This is a genomic window from Methylobacterium aquaticum (assembly GCF_016804325.1).
Taxonomy (GTDB): domain Bacteria; phylum Pseudomonadota; class Alphaproteobacteria; order Rhizobiales; family Beijerinckiaceae; genus Methylobacterium; species Methylobacterium aquaticum_C.
In genome coordinates this window covers 5716097-5739770 of record NZ_CP043627.1, presented here as the reverse complement: position 1 = coordinate 5739770, position 23674 = coordinate 5716097, and the positions used below count along the sequence as shown (strand labels likewise).

Below are 23674 nucleotides of genomic sequence, written 5' to 3'. Positions count from 1 at the left end.
CTTCCCTGCCGCAGGTCTCGTGTTGCTGCAGCGCGATCTCGCGTCGCGTGCTGTGCAGCAAACCTTTGGCCACGGCAGCATCGTGTGGCTGTGGGACGGCGATGTCGAGACGCCGGGAGAAGCTTGAGCGTTATGACTGACGCCGTGTTGCTGTCCCGACACGTCTCACGGAAACGAGACTTGATTTTGGCGAAGCGGCCTGAAGCGAGTGTGAACGCTTTCGGAGCCGCCCGCAGGCCGGACCTTAGGATTAAGCCATGCCCTTGGGGAATGGCCAACCGTCGGGGCAGGGTCGCGCCGGGATCCGACCTTCCGGTGTCTGACCTTCCGGCGGCAGGGCGTCGCTCTTCCGGCGAATCGGCCGCGGGACCTCCCGGCACGCACGAGGCGCGAGGCCTCCCACCATGCCGGCGACGTCATCATGGTGTCGTGGCCACCGGTGATGCAGGTTTGCCACGCCTGAGGCCCCGCGCGCAGGGCCGCGGGAACCGGGTGCGGCGAGACGGCTTCCCTCGGGGGAGCCAATGCCGCGGGCGTCCCTATAAGGCCGGCCGCCCGGTCGCTCAACCCCCTGTGTCAAACTCAATTGCGCCCAATGCGGCGCCGCCCGGGAGCCCCGCATGACCGAGGACGCGAAGCCCGCAACCCTGCTGGCCGGCGAGCTGTGGTGGAAGGCGGGCCTCGTCTACCAGGTCTATCCGCGCTCGTTCCAGGACACGAACGGCGACGGCGTCGGCGACCTTCGGGGCATCACGGCACGGCTCGACTACCTGGCCTGGCTCGGGGTCGATGCGGTGTGGCTGTCGCCGGTCTGCCGCTCGCCGATGGCCGATTACGGCTACGACGTCTCGGATTACTGCGACATCGACCCGCTCTTCGGCACGCTCGCCGATTTCGACGCGCTCGTGGCGGAGGCGCATCGCCGCCGCCTGCGGGTGATCATGGATTTCGTGCCGAACCACACCTCGCAGGAGCATCCGTGGTTCCGCGAGGCCAGGGCCTCGCGCGACAGCGCGAAGCGCGACTGGTACATCTGGCGCGATCCCGGCCCCGACGGCGGTCCGCCGAACAACTGGATCAGCAATTTCGGCGGCCCGGCCTGGACCCTCGATCCGGCGACCGGGCAATACTACTACCACGCCTTCCTGCGCGAGCAGCCGGACCTGAACTGGCGCAACCCGCAGGTGCGCGCCGCGATGATGGACGTGCTGCGCTTCTGGCTCGACCGCGGCGTCGACGGGTTCCGGGTCGACGTGATCTGGCACCTGATGAAGGACGAGGCGCTTCGCGACAACCCGGTCAACCCGGATTACGTCGCCGGCGAGCCCGAGATCAACCGCCTGCTCCAGATCCATTCCGCCGACCAGCCCGAGGTGATGGATGTCATCGCCGAGATGCGGGCGGTGCTGGAGGAATACGAGGCACGGGTGCTGATCGGCGAGATCTACCTGCCGCTGGAACGGCTGGTCGCCTATTACGGCACCGACCTGTCGGGGGCGCATCTGCCGTTCAATTTCCAGCTGATCCAGACGCCCTGGCATGCCGAATCGGTGGCGCGGCTCATCGCCGAGTACGAGGCGGCCCTGCCCGTGGGCGGATGGCCGAACTGGGTGCTCGGCAACCACGACCAGCCCCGCATCGCCGCCCGGGTCGGCGATGCGCAGGCCCGGGTGGCGGCCGTGCTGCTCCTGACCCTGCGGGGCACGCCGACGCTGTATTACGGCGACGAGATCGGCTTGGGCCGGGTGCCGATCCCGCTGGAGCGCGTGCGCGACCCCTGGGAGCACAACGAGCCGGGTCGCGGCCGCGACCCGGAACGCACCCCGATGCAGTGGGCGCCCGGGCCGCAGGCCGGCTTCTCCACCGTCGAGCCCTGGCTGCCCCTCGATCCCCAGGCCCAGACCCGCAACGTCGAGACCCTGCGCGACGACCCGACCTCGATCCTGACGCTGCACCGCCGCCTGATCGCGCTGCGACGCGAGCACCCGGCCCTCGGCATCGGCGCCTACCGGGCGGTGTCGGCCTCGGGAGACGTCCTCGTCTACGAGCGCCTGCACGGCGACGAGGTGATCCGGGTCGCGCTCAATTTCGGGCACGAGGCTTGCACGACCGAGGCGCCGTCCGACTGCGACTGGGAGGTGCTGCTGTCGAGTGCCGGCGGACGGCGCGGCGAGGGCCCGCAGGACGGGCATTTCGCACTTGCGGCAGACGAGGCCCTGGTGCTGCTCCGGCACGCGCCGGCGGCCGGCGGCCGCAGCCGGGCTTTACCCGCCTAAGCTCCGGACGGGACGCGGCACAGCTTCGGGAAGCGGCGAAAGCTGGAATTTTAGCTTTCGATTAATCTATTTTGTCTTGCCGCTTCCGCCGATCGTGATATTGTGCAGTGCAATGGAACCGAGGCGGGAATGGCGCGTTGTCGTGGCGGTACGCCGCGGAATCGTCCGCTCGTGATTCGTCCGGCTCGCGGCGTGGGGGCTCTTTCATGACATTTGCGGCGTCGGCACGGTCGGCTTCCCTCGCGCCGGCAATGCCGTCCGGCGGCTCCCCGCGGGACGCCGTCGAGGGTCTGCGCGGCTCGCTCAAGCCGCGGATCCTCTACGCGACGCCCGAGATGGCGGATTTCGTGAAGACCGGCGGCCTTGGCGAGGTCGCGGCCTCCCTGCCCCGGGCCCTGCGCCAGCATTACGACGTCCGCATCCTGATCCCCGGCTACCGCCAGGTCGTCGAGCGCCACCCCGACATGACCGTGGTGGCCCATCTCGCCGGCAGCGCCGAGATGCCCCCCTGCGACCTCGGCTTGATCGAGACCGGCGACGGCCTGCCGGTCTACATCATCCTGAATTCCGGCCTCTACGAGCGCGACGGCTCGCCCTACGGCGACCAGGGCGTCGACTTCCCGGACAACGACCTGCGCTTCGGCCGCCTCAGCCTCGCGGCCGCCGAACTGGCGCAGGGCGTCGATCCGGACTGGCGCGCCGACCTGCTGCATCTCAACGACTGGCAGACGGCCCTGGCGCCGGCCTACCTGGCCTGGCGGGGCCTGCGCACGCCGACCGTGCTCACCATCCACAACCTCGCTTATCAGGGCCTGTTCCCGTGGGAGAATCTCGGCCGCCTCGGCGTGCCGGAGAGCGCCTTCCACATCGACGGGGTCGAGTTCTACGGCAAGCTGTCCTTCCTCAAGGCGGGCCTGTACTATTCCTCGCACGTCACCACCGTGAGCGAGACCTACGCCCACGAGATCACGACGCCGGAATTCGGCTGCGGCCTCGACGGCCTGCTGCGCACCCGCGCCCATCAGGGCCGGCTCGCCGGCATCCTCAACGGCATCGACGAGAGCTGGGATCCCCGCACCGATCCCCACCTTGCCACCCGGTTCGAGCCCGACGACTGGAAGGGCAAGCGCGCCAATGCCGACGCGGTGCGGACTCGCTTCGGGCTCGGCGTCTCGCGCGGGCCGCTCTTCGCCATCGTGTCGCGCCTCGTGCACCAGAAGGGCGTCGACCTGACGCTGGCCGCCGCCGAGTCGATCGTCGCCGAGGGCGGCCAGCTCGTGGTGACCGGCCAGGGCGAGCCGCGCTTCGAGGCCGCCTTCCTCGATCTCGCCCGGCGCCATCCCGGCGCGGTCGGGGTGCGGGTCGGCTTCGAGGAGACCGACGCCCACCGGATGTTCGCCGGCAGCGACTTCCTGCTGATGCCGTCGCGCTTCGAGCCCTGCGGCCTTGCCCAGATGTACGCCCAGCGCTTCGGCTCGCTGCCGATCGTCCACCGCACCGGGGGGCTGGCCGACACCGTCGAGGACGGCGTCACCGGCTTCCTGTTCGGCGAGGCCTCGCTCAAGGGCCTGAGCGGCGCGATCCGCCGCGCCTTCGACACCTTCGCGTCGAAGCGGCGCCTCGGCGCCATGCGGCGCAACGCCATGGCCCGTGAGTTCGGCTGGGACCGGGCCGCCGACAGCTATTCCTCGCTCTATACCCGGGCGGTCGGCAACGGGGCCGATCTGATGCGCGGGCGCGCGGTGGCCTGAACGGGGCCGGTTTTCGCGCCGCGCGACGCGGCCTCGCTCGCTCGTTTCCTCGACCCCGCGGCGCCACCGGCGCCGCGGGGTCGTTCGCGTTCCGGAGGCCGGCCTTGACATCTCCCCTAGCGTCATGAACATATGAGCACGTGTTCATGTGTTGAGGAGAGAACCGGCGTGCGGCCCCTGTCGCCCGAGCAGGTCACGGATGTGGCGGAGGTCTTCCGGCTCCTCGGCGAGCCGAACCGCCTGCGCATCGTGCTGGCCTGCCTGGAGACGGCGTGCACCGTCGGCGAGATCGGCGAGGCCCTCGGCCTGTCGCAATCGCTGACCTCGCATCACCTGCGCCTGCTGCGCACCGCCCGCATCCTGCGCGCAGTGCGCCACGGCCGGAACGTCGCCTACGCGATCGACGACGATCACGTGCGCGACGTGCTGCGCAACATGGTCGCCCACCTCACCGAGCCGCACGAGCACGGCCACCCCCATCACGACCACGACGAGGAACCGGATCCATGACCAGCCCGACCAACGAGACCGTGAAGTGCGCCTGCGAGGATTGCGTCTGCGAGGTGTCCGCGGCGAAGGCCGTGTCCCGTGACGGCAAGGCCTTCTGCTGCGAGGAATGCGCCGAGGGCCATCCCCACCATGCCGGCTGCGACCACGCCGGCTGCGCCTGCCACGGCTGACGCCGGTCGGGGGCGTGATTACGCCCCCCACATGCTCTAAAGCCCCGGGGATGCGCAACGCCCGGGACCCCCGGGCCGGGGATGGATGAGCCGATGATCGCGGGCTGGACGGTGGTGCTGGCGGCCCTCGTCTATATCTGCGCCCTGTTCGCGGTGGCCCATTGGGGCGACGTGGCCGGGCGGACCCTGATGCGCGACGCACGGGTGCGGCCGACGATCTACGCCCTGTCGCTCGCGGTCTACTGCACCTCCTGGACCTTCTTCGGCTCGGTCGGCCTCGCGAGCCATGCCGGCCTCGACTTCCTCACCATCTATGTCGGCCCGGTCCTGGTGATCGGCCTCGGCCACCGGCTGGTCGCCCGGGTGGTGCGGATCGCCAAGGCCCAGAACTCGACCTCGATCGCCGACTTCATCGCTGCCCGCTACGGCAAGAGCGAGCGCATCGCCGCGCTCGTCTGCCTGATCGCGGTGGTCGGCGCGGTGCCCTACATAGCCCTGCAGTTGCGGGCGGTGGCGGCCTCGCTCCAGGTCTTCCTCACCGCCACCGACGGGGTCGGGGCGCCGGCCGGGATGCTGGGCGATCTCGGCCTGTTCGTGGCCCTGGTGCTCGCCGGCTTCGCGGTCGCCTTCGGCACCCGCCACGCCGACGCCACCGAGCACCAGGACGGGCTGACGCTGGCGGTGGCGCTCGAATCCCTCGTCAAGCTCATCGCCTTCCTCACCGTCGGCGGCTTCGTGGTCGGCTGGATGCTGCGCGACCTGCCGGAAGCCTCGAGCGCGGTGCACGGCCTCGGAACGCTCGCCGGCCAGAGCTCGGGTCCCTCGACGCTGATCGTCCAGACCCTGCTCTCGGCGGCGGCCGTGCTGCTGCTGCCGCGTCAGTTCCACATGGCGGTGGTGGAGAACCGCGCGGTCGCCGATGTCGGGCGGTCGGCCTGGACCTTCCCGCTCTACCTCGTGCTCATCAACCTGTTCGTGGTGCCGCTGGCGCTCGCCGGCCTCGCCCTGTTCCCGGAGGGGACGGTGCAGCGCGACATGACCGTGCTGGCACTTCCCCTGCACGAGCGGGCCGACGGCATCGCGCTGGTCGCCTTCATCGGCGGCCTCTCGGCGGCGACCGCGATGGTGATCGTCGAATCGGTCGCCGTCGCCATCATGATCTCGAACCACCTCGTCATCCCGGTGGCCCTGCGCCGGCGCAACCTCGTGGCCGGCGCGGTGCCGTCGCCCGAGCCCGCCTCCCCGGATCTCGGCGGCTACGTGCTGGTGGTACGCCGCATCGCCATCGTCGCGGTGGTGCTGGTGGCCTATGCCTATTCGCGGGTCGCCGGCGAGGTGGCGCTCGCCTCGATCGGGCTCCTGTCCTTCGCGGCGGTGGCCCAGATCGCCCCGGCCTTCATCGGCGCGCTCTACTGGGGCCGCGGCACGGGATTGGGCGCCGCCGCGGGGCTCACCGTCGGCTTCGCGGTCTGGCTCTACACCCTGCTGCTGCCGAGCCTCGTCACCGGGGACGGCTGGGGCGCCTCGCTGATCGCGGACGGGCCGTTCGGCATCGAATCCTTGAGCCCGACGGCCCTGATGGGTCTCGACGACTTCCCCCGCCTCGTCCACGGCACGCTGTGGAGCCTCGGCCTCAACACGCTGGCCTATGTCGGCTTCTCGCTGCTGCGCGGGCCGAGCGCGATCGAGCGCCTGCAGGCCGAGGCCTTCGGGCACCAGGCGGGGCCGGGCACGCCGAGCTTCCGGCTGTTCCGCAGCGCCGTTACCCTGGGCGAGTTGCGCGCCACGGTGGCCCGCTTCCTCGGCGAGGAGCGGGCGGTGCGGGCCTTCGAGGACTTCGCGCAGGGCCAGGGAAGCGGGCCCCCGCGGGACGACGCGGTGGCGGGCCTGCCCGAACTGCGCCATGCTGAGCACCTGCTAGCCTCGGCGATCGGCGCCTCCTCGGCCAGGCTCGCCCTGTCGCTGCTCCTGCGCCGGCGCAACGTCTCGCCCAAGGCGGCGCTCAAGCTCCTCGACGACGCCTCGGCGGCGTTCCAGTACAGCCGCGACATCCTCCAGCACGGGCTCGACCACGCCAAGCAGGGCATCACGGTCTTCGACCGCGAGATGAAGCTGATCGTCTGGAACCGGGCCTTCGCCGACCTCTACGACCTGCCCCCCGACATGATCCAGACCGGCATCGGGCTCGAGGCGATCGTGCGCTTCAATGCCGGCCGGGGCGCCTACGGGGCGCGGGACGCCGACACCCTGGTGCGTGAGCGCATCGCCGCCTTCCGGCTCGAATCCGGGCCGCAGCGCCTGCGCCTGCATCCGAGCGGCCGGGTGATCGAGATCCGCGCCAACCTCCTGCCCAATGGCGGCGTGGTCGCGACCTATACCGACGTGACCGATTCGGTCGCCGCCGAGGAGGCCCGCACCCGCCTCAACGAGGAGCTGGAGTCGCGGGTGCGCGAGCGCACCGAGGAGCTGACCCGGCTGAACGCCGCGCTGACCCGCGCCAAGGCCGAGGCCGAGGAGGCGAACGCCTCGAAGACCCGCTTCCTGGCGGCGGCCAGCCACGACATCCTCCAGCCGCTCAACGCCGCCCGGCTCTATGCCAGCGCCCTGGTGGAGCGCGACCGCTGCACCGACCCGACGCTGGCCGAGAACGTCGACGCCTCCCTCGACGCCGTCGAGGAGATCCTGACGGCGCTCCTCGAGATCTCGCGCCTCGATACCGGGGCGTTGCAGCCGCAGCTCTCGATCGTGCGGGTCTCCGAGCTCTTCCGCCAGGTCCAGCGCGAATTCGGCCCGATGGCGCAGGAGAAGGGCCTGAGGCTCACGGTGATGCCCTCGTCCCTGGCGTTGCGCTCCGACCGGCAATTGCTGCGCCGGCTCCTGCACAACCTGGTCTCGAACGCCATCAAGTACACGCCGAAAGGACGCGTGCTCGTCGGCGCGCGGCGCCGCGGCGACCGGGTGGTGCTGATGGTGCTGGATACCGGGCTCGGCATCCCGGCGGCGCAGCAGAAGCTGGTCTTCCGCGAGTTCCAGCGCCTCGACCAGGGCGCGCGGGTCGCCCGCGGCCTCGGCCTCGGCCTGTCGATCGTCGACCGCACCGCGCGGCTCCTCGACCACCCTGTGAGCCTCGCCTCGCAATCCGGCCGCGGCTCGGCCTTCTCCGTCGCCGTGCCGGGCGCCCCGTTGCGGCCGGTGGTCGAGATCCAGGGCGAGGCGCCGCGCCCCGCCACCGTGCCGCTCGCCGGATTGACGGTGCTGGCGGTCGACAACGAGCCGGCGATCGTCGACGGGATGCGGGTGCTCGTCGGAAGCTGGGGCTGCGCCCTCCACACCGCCGGCTCGCTCAGCGAGGCCCTGGCCCTGGTGCTCGGCGGGCAGGTCCGCCCCGACGTGATCGTGGCCGATTACCACCTCGACCAGGGCACCGGCCTCGACCTGATCGCCGGCCTGCGGGCGGCGCTCGCCGCCGACATCCCGGCGGTGCTCCTCACCGCCGACCGCTCGCCGGACGTGCGCGACGCGGCGGGCGCCCAGCGGGTCCAGGTCCTGAGCAAGCCGCTCAAGCCGGCCGCGTTGCGCGCCCTGCTGACCCGGTGGCGCGACCAGAGGGCGGCCGCGGAGTAGATCGGGTCAGTGCCGGACCCACATCACCCGGGCCATCCAGGTGATCTCGGAGGTCGGCACGATCCGGTCCGGATCGCCGGGAACCGTCCCGCTGAGCTCGGCCGCCCGGGGAGTGCGCCGCCTCAATTCGGCGACCAGGATGTTGCCGCCATCCAGGCAGGTCATCACCCGGTCGCCCCGGCGGATCGCCGCGGTGGGGGAGACCACCAGCACGTCGCCGTCCCGGTAGAGCGGTGCCAGGATGCCGTTCCGCACCTCGATGGCAAAGCAGCGGTCCGGCCCGAGGCCCGGCAGCGCCACCTCCTCGATCACGCTGCCGTTGCCCGGCAGGCCGTTGGGGCCGAGCTGGACGGCCGCGCTCTCGCTGCCGAACAGCGGCACCGCGATGCGGGCGTCCGGGTGTCGCGGCTCGATCAGGCGCAGGAAATCGTCGAGGGTGGCGCCGGTGGCCGCCAGGATCTTGGCGACCGATTCGGTCGAGGGCCAGCGCTTGCGCCCGTCCGGGCTCACCCGCTTCGAGCGGTTGAAGCTCGTCGCGTCGAGCCCCGCGCGCTTGGCAAGGCCCGAGGCGGTCAGGTTGTTGCGTTCGGCGAGGTGATCGATCGCGGACCAGATCCGCTCGTGGGACAGCATGGAAGACCTGGCTCGACGCGGGGCGGTGTTCACCACCGAACTAACAAATGTAAAGTACCCAACCCTCACCGAAAGGCAACGGGCGTTGCCGGTCCATCCCGGGCCCGCTATCGCTCGCCCTCGACCACGCCGGAGCGGCAAGCGGCGCCCAGGCCCCCGATCGACCCAGGACCCCGATCCATCCAGGACCCCGATCCACCCATGACCCTGATCTACAAGATTTGCCCGGCCGCCCTGTGGCGCGACGCCGAGGCGGCCGGCCGGTTCGACGGCTCCCCCGTCGACCTGGCGGACGGCTTCATCCACTTCTCGACCGCCGCGCAGGCCCCGAGACCGCCGCCAGGCACTTCGCCGGGCAGGACGACCTACTCCTGATCGCGATCGACGGGGAGGCATTGGGGAAGGCCCTGCGCTACGAGCCGTCCCGCGGCGGCGCCCTGTTCCCGCATCTCTACGGCCCGCTGCCGCTCTCCGCCGTCCGGCACGTCGCGGCGCTGCCGCTCGGGGCGGACGGCGTCCATGTCTTCCCGGATCTGGCAGGAGGTTGATCGTGCTCTCGGCCGTTTTCCCGCTCGTCCGCCCCGTGCTGCAGGCCCTCGATGCCGAGACCGCCCACGGCCTGACCATGGGGGCCCTCGCGCGCCTTCCCGTGCGCCGCCCGCCCGCCGACGACCCGCGCCTCGGCGTGACCGTCCTATCGCGCCGCTTCCCCAATCCCGTCGGGCTGGCGGCGGGGTTCGACAAGGGCGCGCGGGCGCCGGACGCGCTGCTCGGGCTCGGCTTCGGTTTCGTCGAGGTCGGCGGGGTGGTGCCGCAGGCCCAGCCGGGCAACCCGCGCCCGCGGGTCTTCCGGCTGCCGGAGGACGGGGCGGTGATCAACCGGTTCGGCCTCAACAGCGAGGGTCTGGCCGTGGTGCGCGCCCGCCTCGAGGCCCGCCGCGGCCGGCCGGGCATCGTCGGGGTCAATATCGGGGCGAACAAGGAGGCGACCGACCGCATCGCCGATTACGTCGCCTGCACGCGGGGCCTCGCGGGGCTCGTCGACTTCATCACCGTCAACGTCTCCTCGCCCAACACGCCGGGCCTGCGCGACCTCCAGGGCGAGGCGTTCCTCGACGACCTCCTCGCCCGGGTGGTCGCGGCCCGTAACGAAGCGGATGCCGGCACCGCCGTCCTGCTCAAGATCGCCCCGGACATCAGCCTCGACGGCCTCGACGCGATGACCGCCACCGCGCGCCGCCGCGGCGTCGACGCGCTCGTCGTCTCCAACACCACCGTGGCCCGGCCGGCGAGCCTCGCGGGGGCGGCCAAGGGAGAGACCGGCGGCCTGTCCGGCCGGCCGCTCTTCTCGCCCTCGACCCGCCTGCTTGCCGAGACGTCCCTGCGGGTCGGAACCGCGCTGCCGCTGATCGGCGTCGGCGGGATCGATTCGGCGGAGGCCGCCTGGACCAAGATCCGGGCCGGCGCGAGCCTGGTGCAGCTCTACTCGGCGCTGGTCTATGCCGGCCCGGGCCTGGTCGAGGAGATCAAGGCCGGGCTGGTGCGCCGGATCGAGGCGGAGGGGCTGCGGAGCCTGGCGGACGTCGTCGGGCGCGATGCGGCGGAGCTGGCGCGCTCGGCGTGAGGCGCCGGTCCCGAGGCCCCTGTCCCGAGGACCCTGCCGGACGACCGACCTCCCGCGTCCGGTCGCGGCGCGATCGGGCGCCGTCCCAGGCGGCAAGGCCGGAGCACCGGACCGACGGGATGCCCCAGCGTCACCGCCGGTTCATCGCATCGGCCTAGTCTTCCTCGGACACGGGGCAGCGCCCCGGGGACATGGAGAAAGCCGTGAGGTCACTGATCGCCGCCGCCCTGCTCACCGTCGCCGCCGGTGCGCCCCAGGCCTGGGCCATGGGCAACCCGGCCTCGGCCTATTGCGAATCGGTCGGCGGGAGCCTCGAGATGCGTGAGGGTCGGCAGGGAACGGTCGGCCTCTGCCATCTGCCCGACGGGCGCGTCGTCGAGGAATGGAAGCTGTTCCGCAGCGCGAACCGGAAGAAGCTCGTCGGAGGCGCCGGAAATCCCGCGTCGGTGTATTGCGAATCGGTCGGCGGGAGCCTCGAGACGCGCCGGAATCGGCAAGGAACGGCCGGTTTCTGCCACCTGCCCGACGGGCGCGTCGTCGAGGAGTGGACGCTGTTCCGCGGCTCGCAACGGCCATCGCGCTGAACGCGGATCGAGCCTTCGGTCGAGCGCCCCGCACCTCACCCGGGATGCGGGGCGCCCGTTCCTATTTCGCCTTCAGGAACTCCCCCACCTCCAGCAGCACGAACTCGTTGTCGTCCACCCGATGCGGGTCGCGGCTCGCCGAGAACGGCAGGTTGTTGTCGTTGCCGACGACGATGTGGGTGTCGTCCACCTTGTCGACGTTCTCGATCGTCCAGAACGGCATCGCGAGCGCGCCGTCGGTGAGGGGCTTGCGCGCCTTTCCGGCCGGGTCGGCGATGCGCATCAGGTCGACGAAGCCGATCTTGCGGACCGGACCGCCCTGGTTTCCGTCGGTCATCTCGATCTTGTAGACGCGCTTGAACCGGGCCGGCACCGAGAAGCAGTCCGGCCCCTTCTGTCCCGCCGGGCAGGCCCGGTCAGCGGTGCCCTCGCCGTCGTCGCGCTCGATGACGAGGCCGGTCGTGCCGTCGATCAGGTTGAAGTCGCCGATGGCGTTGCCGGCCTGCTCGAGCGGATAGAACCAGGACCGGCCGGTCCAGGTCTCGGCCTTGGTGTCGAATTCCAGGATCCGCAGGACCGTGCGGCCGTCCTGCGTCTCGAACGCCTTGGCGTCGGCGTCCCAGAGCGGACCTTCGAGAAGCGCGTAGAGCCGGCTGCCGTCGGGCGAGGCGGCCATGCCCTCGAAGCCCTTGGAGCGACGGGCGTTGAAGACCACCGCGCCGCCGGGCGCGGCGGGCGTCGTCACCGCCGGATTGTCGGGGGAGCGGACGGGCTTGCCCGAAGCCTGGGTATCGACCACCGCCTCGATCTTGCCCTTGCGGTCGGCCTTGATCAGGAACGGTCCGAACTCGTCGCCGATCCAGATGTGGTCGCCGACGAACTGGAAGCTCTCGGGGTCGAAGTCGCTGCCGGTGAGGTAGCGGCTCTCCGTCGCCTCGTTGGCGATGCGGAACGGCACCTTCCGGTCGGGATCGCGCAGGTAGATCGTCTCCAGCCGCTCGACGCCGCCCGTCCCGAAGTCGATCCGGTAACGGTTGAGGTACAGCATCGCGTCGGGCGAGTTCGCCTTGGTGCCGAAGCCGTTATCGGTGAGCACCCAGTAGGTGCCGTCCGGCATGTGCTTGATGCCGGAATGGCCCTGGAGCGGCTGGCCGCGCAGGGGCAGCTTCATGCTGGTGGCGCGGCCCATCGACTGCGCCTCGACCGTGCCGACCGCCTCGACCCGGCGGCCGGTGGTGAACTTGCCCGGCGTGGCGAGGTCCCTGGGCACATCCGCCGGCAGCGGCGCGACGCCGTCGGCCGGCAGAAGGGCGTGGCCGGCAAGGGCCGCCGGAAAGGATCGGGGCGCAGGCGGGGCCTGCGGGGCCTGCGCCAGGACGGCGGAGACGCCCGACATGAGCAGCGTGACGACGAGAAGCGAACGGCGCGGCATGGAATCCTCGCGGGGAACGGCGCGGCCGTTCTGGCGCATCATCCATGTCGGCAAAGTGACGACACGGCCCGCCCTGCGGCGAGACCCGGACGCGATCCTCAGCCGTGATGCGGGTCGCCCGGGGCCGGCATCGGCTTGGCGCCGCGGTCGAGGGCGGAGCGGATCCGGTCGGCGAGCTCGGCCTTGCGGTAGGGCTTGCCGAGCACGTCCATGGTCGGGGTGGCGGGCCCCTCCGCCACCAGGTCCTCGTTGTAGCCGGTGGTCAGCAGCACCGGCAGGTCGGGCCGCATCGACTGGGCCCGCTTGGCCAGGACCAGCCCGTTGACCCCGCCCGGCATCACGATGTCGGAGAACAGGAGGTCGATCCGCTCCTCGCGCTCCAGGACGCCCAAGGCCTCCTCGCCGTTGCGGGCGGCGAGCACCTGGTAGCCCAGGCTCTCGAGGTATTCGCGGGCGAGCGCCCGCACGTCGTCGCTGTCCTCGACCACCAGCACGGTCTCGTCGCCGCGCCGCAGCACCGCCTTGCGCTCGGCGGGCTCCTCCTCGACGGCGGCGGCGCTCCCGCAGGGAAACAGCATCGTGATGACGGTGCCGCCGGCGCCGTTCTCGTGCGGCCGGCTCTCGATCTCCAGCCGGCCGCGGGATTGCTGCACGAAGCCGTGCGCCATGGCGAGGCCGAGGCCGGTTCCCTTGTCGGGGCCCTTGGTGGAGAAGAACGGCTCGGTCGCCCGCTCGGCCACGTGGGGGGGCATCCCCTCCCCCTCGTCGCGCACCCGGAGCGCCACGTAGTCGCCCGGCGGCAGGTTGCGGGCCTTGCCGTTGCCGTTGAGATGGATCGTCCCGGTCGAGATCGTCACCGTGCCGCCCTTCGGCATCGCGTCGCGGGCGTTGATGAGCACGTTGAGGAGCGCCATCTCGAGGTTGGTGCGGTCGAGCGTGACCGCCGGCAGCCGCGGCGTCAGGTCGAGGCGCACCGAGACGGTGCTGCCGAGCGTGCTCTCCGCGACCTCGGCGAAGGCCAGCACCAGGGCGTTGAGGTTGAGCGAGCGCGGCTCCAGGCGCGCCTTGCGGGCGAAGGACAGGAGCTGCTTCGTCAGCTTGGCGCCGCGTTCCGCCGCCGCGGCGGCGTTGGCGAGCTGGCGCTGGGCCCGCTCGTGGGTGACGGAGTTGCGCGCCAGTTCGAGGTTGCCGGAGACGACCTGGAGCAGGTTGTTGAAGTCGTGGGCGAGGCCGGCGGTGAGCTGGCCGATCGCCTCCATCTTCTGGGCCTGGCGGAACGCCTGCTCCGACACCCGGCGCCGGGTCACGTCGAGCTGCGAGGCGAAGAAATACACGATCTCCCCGGCCTCGTCGAAGACCGGGCCGATGAAGATGCCGTTCCAGAACGGCGAGCCGTCGCGCTTGTAGTTCAGGATCTCGGTCGCGATCGCCCGGCGCTCCTCGACCGCCTGGCGCAGCTCGGCGACGGTCTCGCGGCTGGTCTCCGGCCCCTGGAGGAAGCGGCAGTTGCGGCCGACCAGCTCGGCCTGCGTGTAGCCGGTGAGGTCCTGGAACGCCCGGTTGGCGAACACGATCGGGTTGTCGGGCCGCCGGGGATCGGTCAGGATCATCGGCATCCGGGTCATCTCGATCGCCGCGAAGAACACGCTGCCGCGGTCGTCGAGACCGGGCTCGCGGATCGTCGCGGATTTGAGATGCGCCAGCGACGGCGCCTCCGCGGAATGGCTGGCTTCCGGCTCCGGCGCTCCGGCCCGATCGTCTTCGCTCACGCCACCACCCGGCTCGCCATACGCCACCCTGCCGGTGGGACTTTCCTCGATGCGGGACAATGGGGGGCAAGAGCGAATCGTGCAAGGCCTACTCTCGCCGTCGGTCGTCGCCGAGGACGCCCGCTCGTCCTTTCGCCCTTACCCACGCCCTTGCCCGGCCCCGAACGCCGTCGCTTCGCGGAGCGGACCGGCTGCCATGCCGGCTCGGGAAACTCGCCGGCTCAAGAAACTCGGCCATCCGGCACGAACGGCCTTGCGGACCCCGGATGCCCTGGCTATAAGCCCGGTCGTCGGCCACGGCCGGCGGTTCGGAGTGTAGCGCAGTCTGGTAGCGCACCACGTTCGGGACGTGGGGGTCGCAGGTTCAAATCCTGCCACTCCGACCAACGCTCTTTACGGAGCGCCAAGTCTTCCCGAGACCATCGAGCATCTGCAAAGATGGACGATGTGCTGATACAAGTGCCTTCGGGCGCGTCGGAGTGTAGCGCAGTCTGGTAGCGCACCACGTTCGGGACGTGGGGGTCGCAGGTTCAAATCCTGCCACTCCGACCATTCTCCCCTTTGGGGATGTGTCTTCCCGAGAATATTATGGCTCTGGCACAGGTTGCGGACAGGGTTCAGTGTCGGACTTCCCCGGATCGGTGGACACCAAGAGCGCTTTCGCGTGAGGTGTGTTTGCCATGCCGTGAACCCACCCCCCTTACCCGGCGGAGTTCCGCCGCCAGATGGTCGCGCTGGTCCGCGCTGGACGCGGCCCCGACCGATCTTGCCCGTGAGTTCGAGCCGTCGGCTCAGGCCATCCGCATGTGGTCGCGCATCGACCAGCCGACAATTACCGATCCCCGGAGCTCCCCTTCGCGGCTCCGGGATATCGATTGATCGACGGAGCTGCCGCATCTCCGGCGCAAGTCACGCCGCCCGCGCTTCCAGGAGGGGCGGCAAGGCCTTGAGGTCGAGAGGCTTCGACAGGAAGCCGTCGAAGCCGGCAGCAAGCGCCGCGGCCTGATCCTCGGCCTGGACGTTCGCGGTGAGCGCCACGAGGCGCAGCCGCGGCAGGTGGTGCATGGATTCATGGGCGCGCACCTGCCGTGCCGCTTCGAGCCCGTCGAGGATCGGCATGCGGATATCGACGAGGGCGAGGTCGAACCGGGGTCCGGCACACGCTGCCTCCTGAAGCCGTGCGACGGCCTCCGCACCGTCCCTGGCCCAGAGCACGACGGCACCGAGGCGCTCGAGGGCCTTGGTGGCGAGCAGCGCGTTGATCGGGTTGTCCTCGGCCAGCAGCACCCGCGGCCGTCGCGACGATGGCCGCAGGGTGCCTTCCTGCGCGCGCGGAACCAGGGTGGGCGGCGGCGCCGGCTCGGCGAGGCGCGCGAGGAGCGAGGTGAGGCGCACGGGCTTGATGAGATAGCGGTCGAATCCGGCTGCCGCCGGGGAGCCGAAATCGCGCCGGTCGAACGGCGACAGCAGCACGATGCTGCGACCCACCTCCGCCTGCCGCGCCGCGGCGGCGATCCCGCGCACGGCGGAATCTCCCAGTGCCCGGTCGGCGATGACCGCATCGAATCCGTCCGTGCGCAGGATCGCGGCGGCTTCGTCGGCCGTTTCGACCATGACGGCCTCGGCGCCGGCCCGACCGAGGCGGCGGGCGATATAGGGCGCCTCGAACGCGGCCGCCGCCACCACCAGGACGCGCCGTCCGGCGAGGCTAGGGGTCTGCGGCCGGGCGCGGCCGGGGACCGGACGCAACGGGAGATGGACCCGGAAGCAGCTCCCCTCCCCGGGCCGCGACGTGACGTCGAGCCGGCCGCCCATGCGGTCGACGAGGCGCCGGGTGATGGCGAGGCCGAGGCCGGTGCCCTCGTGCCGCCGGCTGGCGCTGCCGTCGCCCTGCTCGAATTCCTGGAACAGGAGCGGCAGACGTTCCTCGGGGATGCCCGGACCGGTATCGTGGACGGCGACCGTGAATCCGGTCTCGTCCCAGGCCGCCGTGATGCCGACGCCGCCGGACTCCGTAAACTTCACCGCGTTGCCGGCGAGGTTGATCAGGATCTGGCGCACCCGGTCGGCGTCGCCGATCAGCTGGGCCGGCAGCGCCTCGACGTCGGCGGCGATTTCGAGGCCCTTGTCCTGGGCGCGGGGCGCCAGCAACTCCACGATGCTCTCGACCAGGGAGGCCGGGTCGAACGGTTCGGCGGCCAGGTCGAGGCGGCCAGCCTCGATCTTCGAGAAGTCGAGGATGCCGTCGATGAGCGACAGCAGCGCCTCGCCCGAGGTCTTCACCGCCTCGGCATAGGTGCGCTGCTCGGGGTTGAGCGGCGTGTCGAGCATCAGGTCGGCCATGCCCATGATGCCGTTGAGCGGCGTGCGGAATTCGTGGCTGACGCTGGCGATGAAGCGGGATTTCGCCACGCTCGCGGCCTCGGCCCGGCTGCGCGCCTCCTCGAGGGAGCGGGCCGCTTCGACCCGCTCGGTGACGTCGCGGCCCGCCCGCAGCACCTCGGGCCGCCCGTCGCGCCCGGCGGTCATGGTCTCCACGAAGGCGAACCAGCGCAAGGGCCCGCCATCGGCCGGCAGGATGGCGAGATCGACGAGCCGGGCCCCGTCGGGGCGCTGGCGCAGCTCGCCCCGCTCGACCACCTCGGCCTCCCGGCTCGTGCCGAGCAGTGCCTCGGGCGTGGTGCCGAGCAGCGCGGCGAAGCCCTGGTTGGCGAAGGTGATGCGGCCCTCGGCATTACGCTGGACGACGAGCTCGATCTGCGCCTCGACCAGGGTGCGGTAACGCTGCTCGCTCTCGGAGGTGCGCCAGACGAGATCGTGCAGGCGCTCGACCTCGCCCTCGCGCCGGCTTCGGCCCAGGCGGCTCCATCGCGCCGTCACCCAGGCGAGAACGGCCAGGAATCCGATCGCCACGCAGAGCCACACCATTCCGCATCCTCCTGCGCCATGTCGAGGGTCGAGGATGGCGGCTGGAGCTGAAAGATGAGTGGGGAAAGTCGCTTAGCGAGACCTTTGGTCGATCGTGCAAATCCGCCGATCGGCGGTGACGGTTTGGTGACCGTTGCTCGTCACGCTGCCGCCGGGCGCCGGTCCGAACGGCTGCGATAGGACAGGGCCTCGGCCAGGTGGAGGCGGCGCACCTGCGCTTCGCCGTCGAGGTCGGCGAGCGTCCGGGCGACGCGCAGCACGCGGTGGAAGCCGCGGGCGGAGAGCCGCATGGCGTCGGCCGCGTCGCGGATCAGCGCCATCCCCTCCGGATCGGGTTGAGCCGCCGTCTCGATCAGGGTCGCCGGGCAGGAGGCGTTGGTGGTGCCGGAGGGCTGGCCGGCCTCGGCGTAGCGCCGCTCCTGCAGGAGGCGCGCCGCGGCGACCCGGGCGGCGGCTTCCGCCGAGCCCTCGTCCGGCGGCGGGAGGATCAGGTCGGCGGCGGTGACGGCCGGCACCTCGATCTGGAGGTCGATGCGGTCGAGGAGCGGGCCGGAGAGCCGGGCCTGGTACTGCGCGACGCAGCGCTCGTTGGGCCCGCGCCGGCAGGCGAAGCCCGGCTCCGTCGCCTGGCCGCAGCGGCAGGGGTTCATCGCGGCGACGAGCTGGAACCGGGCCGGGTAGGTCACGCGGTGGTTGGCCCGGGCGATCATCACGTTGCCGGTCTCGAGCGGCTGGCGCAGGGAATCGAGCACCTGGCCGTTGAATTCCGGCAATTCGTCGAGGAAGAGCACGCCGCCATGGGCGAGCGACACCTCGCCGGGCCGGGCGCCGATGCCGCCGCCGACGAGCGCCGCCATCGAGGCGGAATGGTGCGGCGCCCGGAACGGCCGGCGGTTCGACAGCGCGCCGTCCTTCAGCGTGCCCGCGACCGACTGGATCATCGAGACTTCGAGCAGCTCGCGGGGCCGAGCGGCGGCAGGATCGAGGGCAGCCGGGCGGCCAGCATCGACTTGCCGGCCCCGGGCGGGCCGTTCATCAGGAGATTGTGGGCGCCCGCCGCCGCGATCTCGAGCGCCCGCTTGGCGCCCTCCTGGCCCTTGATCTCGCGCAGGTCCGGCAGCGCTCCGGCGGCGGCGGCCACCGCCGGCACCGGGCGGGCCATGACCTGCGTGCCCTTGAAGTGGTTGGCGAGCTGGATCAGCGAGCGCGGCGCCAGCACGTCCATGTCGCCGGCGGCCCAGGCGGCCTCCGGGCCGCTCGCCGCCGGGCAGATCAGCCCGAGGCCCCTTGCATTCGCCGCCATCGCGGCCGGCAGGACGCCGGCCACCGCCGTGAGGCTGCCGTCAAGCGCCAGTTCGCCAAGCACGCAATAGCCCGACAGCGCGTCCGCCGGCAGGGCGCCGATGGCGCACATCATGCCGAGCGCGATCGGCAGGTCGTAGTGCGAGCCTTCCTTCGGCAGGTCGGCGGGGGCGAGGTTGACGGTGATGCGCTTGGCCGGCAGGGCGAGGCCGGAGGCGATCAGCGCCGAGCGCACCCGCTCCCGGGATTCCGCCACCGCCTTGTCGGGCAGCCCGACCACCGTGAAGGCGACGGCGCCGGGGGTGATCTGCACCTGCACGTCGACGGCGCGCGCCTCGATCCCCTCGAAGGCGACGGTGGCGACGCGGGTGACCATGCGGAGGAGGCCTTCGGGCTGGCGATCTACCGCTACGTTAGTTCGCGGACCGCCCCGGCACAACCCGGAACCGCAACACTGCATCCCAGTGGCGAAAAAGACCGTCGCAGCGTTTTCCGACGCCGCAGCGACCGGTTCGTCGACAGAAAATGCGGCAGATTCAAAACCCGAAGCAGCGATCGGGCGCTGGTCCAGACACGAAAAAGCCCGGCACGGGGCCGGGCCATTTCCTCTCATCCCGTGGACCGCTGGCGCCGTGACAGCGCCGGTCCTCGGGGACGGCGCATTACGCCTGGGCGGCCTGGAGGCCCTTCACGCGGGCGGCGAGGCGCGAGACCTTCCGCGACGCGGTGTTCTTGTGCACGATCCCCTTCTGGGACGCGCGCATGATCTCGGGCTCGGCGCTGCGCAGGGCGGTCATGGCGTCGCCATGATTGCCGGCCTCGATCGCCTCCTCGACCTTGCGGATGAAGGTGCGCATGCGGCTGCGGCGCGAGCGGTTGACTGCCGTACGCTTGGCAATCTTGCGGGTCATCTTCTTGGCCGACACGGTGTTGGCCATCGGCGTTCCTCATTCGTAAAAGCGAGGCCCGAGCGATCCCGGCGGGATCGTGGCGTCGCGTGTCAGGGCATGGAAGCACGGGCAACCCGCCGGGCGAAAGCCCGCAGGTCCGCGAGCCGCGGTCTATAGACGCGACCGGGCGGATCGTCAATGGCGGGCTTCCGAGGCCCGGAACACTCTGCCCGCTCAATGGTTGAGGTTCCCACACAGACACGGGAGATTCCCATGATCCGTTCCGCTTCCCTCCTCGCTGCCGGCCTGCTCGCCGTGGCAGGCGTAGCGATCCCGCACCAGGCCGAGGCCAAGGGCTGCATCAAGGGCGCGATCGTCGGCGGGCTCGCCGGCAAGGTGGTCGGCCACGGCAAGGCCGGCGCCGCGGCCGGTTGCGCCGTCGGCCACCACAACGCCAACAAGAAGGCGAGCCAGGCCCAGCAGGGTCAGTGAGCACACGGGCGGTGCGCGCGGGGCGGTAGGCCGCTCCCGCACCTCCGGATTATAAGGGGGCGGCTCCGGCAGCGGGGCCGCCCCTTTCGCATCGAGCCCGTATCACTGGAGCCCGCATGACGTCCCCCGACGGCGCCCTGGTCCTGTTCTCCGGTGGGCAGGATTCCGCCACCTGCCTCGCCTGGGCCCTCGACCGCTTCGCCCATGTCGAGACCCTCGGCTTCGATTACGGCCAGCGCCACCGGATCGAGCTGGACTGTCGGGCCTCCCTGCGCGCCGAGATGACCCGGATCGTGCCGGCCTTCGCCGGGCGCCTCGGCGAGGATCATACCTTGTCCCTCGCGGCCCTCGGCGAGGTCTCCGAGACGGCGCTGACCCGGGAGACCGCCATCGCCATGGAGGCGGGCGGCCTGCCCAATACCTTCGTGCCGGGCCGCAACCTCGTCTTCCTCACCTTCGCGGCCGCCCTCGCCTATCGCCGGGGATTGCGCCACGTCGTCGGCGGCATGTGCGAGACGGATTTCTCGGGCTACCCCGATTGCCGCGACGACACGATCAAGGCGCTGCAAGTCGCGCTCAACCTCGGCATGGAGCGCCGCTTCGTGCTGCACACGCCCCTGATGTGGATCGACAAGGCCGAGACCTGGCGGCTCGCCCGCGACCTCGGCGGCGAGGCCCTGGTCGATCTCATCGTGCGCGAGAGCCATACCTGCTACCTCGGCGAGCGCGGGGCGCTGCACCCTTGGGGCCATGGCTGCGGCACCTGCCCGGCCTGCGCGTTGCGGGCTGCCGGCTATGCGCGGTTCCGCGCCGAGGATGCGTGACGCGCGCTTGCGGCCTGCCCTCCCGTTCGCGCAGAGTGCGCCGCAAATATGGGAGGAGAGACGCATGACCGCCTGCATCGTCGGCTGGAGCCACACGCCCTTCGGCAAGCACGACGCCGAGACCGTCGAGAGCCTGATCGTCCGGGTGACCAACGAGGCGCTGGCCCATGCGGGGATCGGCCCGCAGGACGTCGACGAGATCGTGCTCGGCCACTACAATGCCGGCTTCACCCCGCAGGACTTCACCGCCTCCCTGGTGCTCCAGGCCGATGACGGGTTTCGCTTCAAGCCGGCGACCCGGGTGGAGAATGCCTGCGCCACCGGCTCGGCGGCGGTACACCAGGGCATCAAGACCATCGAGGCCAAGCGTGCCCGGGTGGTGCTGGTGGTCGGCGTCGAGCAGATGACCCGCACGCCCGGCGCGGAGATCGGCCGCACCCTGCTGAAGGCCTCCTACCTGCCGGAGGACGGCGACAACCCGGCGGGCTTCGCCGGCGTGTTCGGCAACATCGCCGGCGCCTATTTCCAGCGCCACGGCGACCAGTCCGACGCACTCGCGATGATCGCCGCCAAGAACCACCGGAACGGCGTCCAGAACCCCTACGCGCAGATGCGCAAGGATCTCGGCTTCGAGTTCTGCCGCACCGAGTCGGACAAAAACCCCTTCGTCGCCGGCCCGCTCAAGCGCACCGATTGCTCGCTGGTCTCCGACGGTGCCGCGGCGATCGTGCTGGCCGATACCGAGACGGCTTTGCGGATGCGCCGCGCCGTCGCCTTCCGGGCCACGGCGCATGCGCAGGACTTCCTGCCGATGTCGAAGCGCGACGTGCTGAAGTTCGAGGGCGCCGCCACCGCCTGGGCCCGGGCGCTCGGCCAGGCCGGCATCACCCTCGACGACCTGTCGCTGGTCGAGACCCACGACTGCTTCACGGTCGCGGAACTCATCGAGTACGAGGCGATGGGCCTGACCAAGGAGGGGCGCGGCGCCGACGCGATCCGCGAGGGCTGGACCGCCAAGGAGGGCAAGCTGCCGGTCAACCCGTCCGGCGGGCTGAAGGCCAAGGGCCACCCGATCGGCGCCACCGGCGTGTCGATGCACGCCCTCTCGGCGATGCAGCTCGTCGGCGAGGCCGGCGGGATGCAGATTCCGGACGCGACGCTCGCCGGCGTGTTCAACATGGGCGGTGTGGCCGTGGCGAACTACGTCAGCGTGCTCGAGCGCATCAAGTAGGATCGAGGAGCGCAGGATCATGACGGCGTAACGATGTCGGCCTTCCTGGTCCTGCTGCTCGCCTACACGATCAGCCAGTTCGATCGTGGCTTCCTGGCGATGGTCGCGCCGGATCTCGGGCCCGAGCTCGGCCTCGGGCCGTCCGACCTGGCGTTGCTCTCGGCGGGCTGGTTCCTGGCCTTCGCGGCCGGCCAGGTGCCGACCGGGCTCCTCCTCGACCGGATCGGGCCGCGGCGCACGGTGGCGGGCTTCCTGGTGCTGGCGGCCTTCGGGGCGGGGCTGCTCGGCCTGGCGCATGGTTTTGCCGGCGCCGCCGCCGCGATGGCGCTGATCGGGCTCGGCTGCGCGCCGGCCCTGATGGGCGGGATGTACCTGTTCGGCCGGTCCTATCCGCCCGAGCGCTTCGCCATGCTGTCCTCGCTGATGATCGGGCTCGGCACCTCGGGCGACCTTCTCGGTTCCACGCCCTTGGCGTGGGCGAGCCATGCCTTCGGCTGGCGCACGATCCTGTTCGGGCTGGCCCTCGTCACCCTGGCGGCGGCCGGGCTGGTCCTGTGGCTGATCGAGGATCCGCCGCAACTCGCCGATCCGCACAAGGGTCCGGCAACGACCTCGGTCTGGCGCGGCTTTGGCGAGGTCGCCCGGATGCGGGCCCTGTGGCCGGTCTTCCCCGTCGTCTTCGTCAGCTACGCGGTCGTGATCGCGACGCGCTCGCTCTGGGTCGGGTCGTATCTCGGCAGCGTCCACGGCCTCGACGCGCTCCAGCGCGGCAACGGCACCCTGGCGATGAGCGCCGCCATGGCGGCCGGCGCCATCGGCTACGGGCCGCTGGAGCGGCTGGTGCGCGATCCGAAGCGCACGGCCCTTGCCGGTTGCCTCGTCACCGGGCTGGCGCTCTCAGGGCTCGGCCTGTTCGGCGGCGGCTCGACGGCGTTGGCCGTCGCGCTCCTGGCGCTGACCGGCGCGGCGGGCCTGAGCTACGGCATCCTGATGGCCCATGCCCGGCTTTTCTTCCCCGCCCACCTGCTCGGGCGCGGCGTCGCCTTCATGAACATCGTCTTCATGGGCGGCGCGGCGGCGATCCAGGGCCTGTCGGCCCTGTTCGTGCTGGGGACCGGTGGGCTCGAGCCGGATGCGCTGTACGGCCGGCTGTTCCTGGCCTACGGGCTGGCGCTGCTGGCGGCGACGGTGGTGTATGCCTTCGCCCCGCGGGAGCCGGTATTCGGGCAGGTCGCACCTGCCGATCCCGGTCGAGGAGCGCCCGCCCCTACCCCGCCTCCCCCGGCGTCCGCGCCCGCAGCGCCAGGGCGTGCAGGCCGCGCTTGAACGCGTCGTCGAGGAGCGCATTCACCATGCGGTGACGCTCCACCCGGCTCTTTCCCTCGAAGGCCGCCGACACCACATCGAGACGGAAGTGAGTTTCCCCCCCTTCGCGCCAGCCGGAATGACCGGCATGCTGGTGTGACTCGTCGACGACGCTCAGCGCCGTCGGCGCCAGGCGCTCCTCCAGCGTCGTCCTGATCCAGTCGCCCAGACTCATCGCGCACCCGTCCTTAACCTGCTTCGGATCGAGTGACCGGAGCGGGCCCCACCCGTCAAGCCGTCCGGTTCCGCCTGCGGCATCAGGCCCGCAG

General features: G+C 71.3%; 17 protein-coding genes, 2 tRNA genes and 2 pseudogenes. 14 read left to right on the top strand and 7 right to left on the bottom strand.

Translation table 11 applies throughout. The features are described from left to right. Nucleotides 1-620: 620 nt before the first annotated feature. From F1D61_RS26350 to F1D61_RS26330, 5 genes are all read left to right on the top strand, one after another. On the top strand, nucleotides 621-2276 hold the full coding sequence (locus tag F1D61_RS26350) for an alpha-amylase family glycosyl hydrolase (RefSeq protein ID WP_432443179.1): 1656 nt from the start codon (nucleotides 621-623) through the stop codon (nucleotides 2274-2276). 251 nt (nucleotides 2277-2527) lie between these two features. Continuing rightward, nucleotides 2528-4027, top strand: coding sequence for a glycogen synthase GlgA (glgA, locus tag F1D61_RS26345; RefSeq protein ID WP_246776012.1), 1500 nt, complete (start codon nucleotides 2528-2530; stop codon nucleotides 4025-4027). Between the two features lie 168 nt (nucleotides 4028-4195). Next, nucleotides 4196-4537, top strand: coding sequence for an ArsR/SmtB family transcription factor (locus F1D61_RS26340; RefSeq protein ID WP_246775538.1), 342 nt, complete (start codon nucleotides 4196-4198; stop codon nucleotides 4535-4537). Continuing rightward, nucleotides 4534-4707: a metallothionein gene (locus F1D61_RS26335; protein ID WP_203155083.1), complete on the top strand. Its 174-nt coding sequence runs from the start codon at nucleotides 4534-4536 to the stop codon at nucleotides 4705-4707. The genes F1D61_RS26340 and F1D61_RS26335 overlap by 4 nt, the downstream gene beginning before the upstream one ends. Nucleotides 4708-4800: 93 nt before the next feature. Then, nucleotides 4801-8331: a PAS domain-containing hybrid sensor histidine kinase/response regulator gene (locus F1D61_RS26330; RefSeq protein ID WP_203155082.1), complete on the top strand. Its 3531-nt coding sequence runs from the start codon at nucleotides 4801-4803 to the stop codon at nucleotides 8329-8331. Nucleotides 8332-8337: 6 nt separating this feature from the next. Here the strand turns inward: F1D61_RS26330 and F1D61_RS26325 are convergent, their stop codons facing one another. Further along, complete coding sequence (locus tag F1D61_RS26325; protein WP_203155081.1) at nucleotides 8338-8964, bottom strand: S24 family peptidase; 627 nt, start codon at nucleotides 8962-8964, stop codon at nucleotides 8338-8340. 201 nt (nucleotides 8965-9165) lie between these two features. On the opposite strand from F1D61_RS26325, the pseudogene F1D61_RS26320 reads away from it, so the two are divergent. The 3 genes and pseudogenes from F1D61_RS26320 (at nucleotide 9166) to F1D61_RS26310 (ending at nucleotide 11172) form a co-directional block, all read left to right on the top strand. Next, a pseudogene (locus F1D61_RS26320) lies at nucleotides 9166-9512 on the top strand (DUF952 domain-containing protein). Between the two features lie 2 nt (nucleotides 9513-9514). Then, complete coding sequence (locus F1D61_RS26315; RefSeq protein ID WP_203155080.1) at nucleotides 9515-10588, top strand: quinone-dependent dihydroorotate dehydrogenase; 1074 nt, start codon at nucleotides 9515-9517, stop codon at nucleotides 10586-10588. 203 nt (nucleotides 10589-10791) lie between these two features. Further along, a complete protein-coding gene (locus F1D61_RS26310; protein ID WP_203155079.1) occupies nucleotides 10792-11172 on the top strand; it encodes a putative hemolysin in 381 nt (126 codons plus the stop codon). 61 nt (nucleotides 11173-11233) lie between these two features. Here F1D61_RS26310 and F1D61_RS26305 read toward each other — a convergent pair whose 3' ends face one another. Both F1D61_RS26305 and F1D61_RS26300 read right to left on the bottom strand, forming a co-directional pair. After that, nucleotides 11234-12604 (bottom strand): esterase-like activity of phytase family protein, encoded by a 1371-nt coding sequence (locus tag F1D61_RS26305; RefSeq protein ID WP_203155078.1) that lies wholly within the window; start codon nucleotides 12602-12604, stop codon nucleotides 11234-11236. A gap of 98 nt (nucleotides 12605-12702) precedes the next feature. Beyond that, nucleotides 12703-14373, bottom strand: a complete 1671-nt coding sequence (locus F1D61_RS26300) for a histidine kinase famiy protein (RefSeq protein WP_246775537.1) — start codon at nucleotides 14371-14373, stop codon at nucleotides 12703-12705. Nucleotides 14374-14682: 309 nt separating this feature from the next. On the opposite strand from F1D61_RS26300, the gene F1D61_RS26295 reads away from it, so the two are divergent. Then, nucleotides 14683-14759 (top strand) — tRNA-Pro (locus F1D61_RS26295). Nucleotides 14760-14848: 89 nt separating this feature from the next. Further along, a tRNA-Pro gene (locus tag F1D61_RS26290) sits at nucleotides 14849-14925 on the top strand. Between the two features lie 357 nt (nucleotides 14926-15282). On the opposite strand, the gene F1D61_RS26285 is transcribed toward F1D61_RS26290, so the two are convergent. The 3 genes and pseudogenes from F1D61_RS26285 to rpsT form a co-directional block, all read right to left on the bottom strand. After that, nucleotides 15283-17301, bottom strand: a complete 2019-nt coding sequence (locus F1D61_RS26285) for an ATP-binding protein (RefSeq protein WP_203155076.1) — start codon at nucleotides 17299-17301, stop codon at nucleotides 15283-15285. 140 nt (nucleotides 17302-17441) lie between these two features. Further along, nucleotides 17442-18979 (bottom strand): annotated as a pseudogene (locus F1D61_RS26280) (YifB family Mg chelatase-like AAA ATPase). A gap of 286 nt (nucleotides 18980-19265) precedes the next feature. Beyond that, nucleotides 19266-19541, bottom strand: a complete 276-nt coding sequence (gene rpsT, locus F1D61_RS26275; RefSeq protein WP_203155075.1) for a 30S ribosomal protein S20 — start codon at nucleotides 19539-19541, stop codon at nucleotides 19266-19268. A 225-nt stretch (nucleotides 19542-19766) separates the two neighbouring features. On the opposite strand from rpsT, the gene F1D61_RS26270 reads away from it, so the two are divergent. From F1D61_RS26270 to F1D61_RS26255, 4 genes are all read left to right on the top strand, one after another. Further along, complete coding sequence (locus tag F1D61_RS26270) at nucleotides 19767-19985, top strand: hypothetical protein (protein ID WP_203155074.1); 219 nt, start codon at nucleotides 19767-19769, stop codon at nucleotides 19983-19985. Between the two features lie 116 nt (nucleotides 19986-20101). Further along, on the top strand, nucleotides 20102-20809 hold the full coding sequence (queC, locus tag F1D61_RS26265) for a 7-cyano-7-deazaguanine synthase QueC (protein WP_203155073.1): 708 nt from the start codon (nucleotides 20102-20104) through the stop codon (nucleotides 20807-20809). A 64-nt stretch (nucleotides 20810-20873) separates the two neighbouring features. Continuing rightward, nucleotides 20874-22040: an acetyl-CoA acetyltransferase gene (locus F1D61_RS26260; RefSeq protein ID WP_203155072.1), complete on the top strand. Its 1167-nt coding sequence runs from the start codon at nucleotides 20874-20876 to the stop codon at nucleotides 22038-22040. Nucleotides 22041-22073: 33 nt separating this feature from the next. After that, a complete protein-coding gene (locus F1D61_RS26255; protein ID WP_203155071.1) occupies nucleotides 22074-23366 on the top strand; it encodes an MFS transporter in 1293 nt (430 codons plus the stop codon). Here F1D61_RS26255 and F1D61_RS26250 read toward each other — a convergent pair. Then, nucleotides 23308-23580 (bottom strand): BolA family protein, encoded by a 273-nt coding sequence (locus F1D61_RS26250; RefSeq protein ID WP_048452134.1) that lies wholly within the window; start codon nucleotides 23578-23580, stop codon nucleotides 23308-23310. The genes F1D61_RS26255 and F1D61_RS26250 overlap by 59 nt on opposite strands. Nucleotides 23581-23674 lie beyond the last annotated feature (94 nt).